The organism is Photobacterium sanguinicancri (genome assembly GCF_002265265.1).
Classification (GTDB): domain Bacteria; phylum Pseudomonadota; class Gammaproteobacteria; order Enterobacterales; family Vibrionaceae; genus Photobacterium; species Photobacterium sanguinicancri.
In genome coordinates, this window is record NZ_NOIF01000491.1 from 1 (window position 1) to 399 (window position 399).

The 399-nt window shown below is 60.7% G+C and carries 2 protein-coding genes; both read left to right on the forward strand.

Going from position 1 to position 399, the window contains the following annotated elements; genetic code table 11:
- On the forward strand, nt 1-181 hold a 181-nt coding region (locus ASV53_RS25765), incomplete at its 5' end, for a hypothetical protein (protein WP_205049253.1).
- On the forward strand, nt 178-399 hold a 222-nt coding region (locus tag ASV53_RS24775; protein WP_189337979.1), incomplete at its 3' end, for a YqaJ viral recombinase family protein. The genes ASV53_RS25765 and ASV53_RS24775, both read left to right, overlap by 4 nt.

A 399-nucleotide genomic window follows, 5' to 3' on the forward strand; every position in this document is an offset into this window, starting at 1 on the left:
CGAACCCAAGGCCCTGCCGGCTTGCTCCGCCGAGAAGCTGGACAGCTACATCGACATCATTTCATCCGGTCGGCAGACGGCGGAGAAAGTTGTTGCCACCGCATCAACCCGATACACGCTCACCGACGAACAGCACGCAGCCCTGATGGAAGCGGCAACCATTGAAGGAGAAGCAGAATGATCATCAAGAAACTGGTCCAGGGAACCGACGCTTGGCTCCAGCACCGTACCAACTCACGCAATGCCAGCGATGCCTCGGCAATGATGGGTTGCAGCCCCTACAAAACCCGCTCCCAACTGCTGGATGAGCGCGCCACCGGCATCGTCCCGGATGTTGATGCGGCCACCCAGGCGCGGTTTGACCGAGGCCATGCCATTGAGGAGATGGCCCGCCCCATC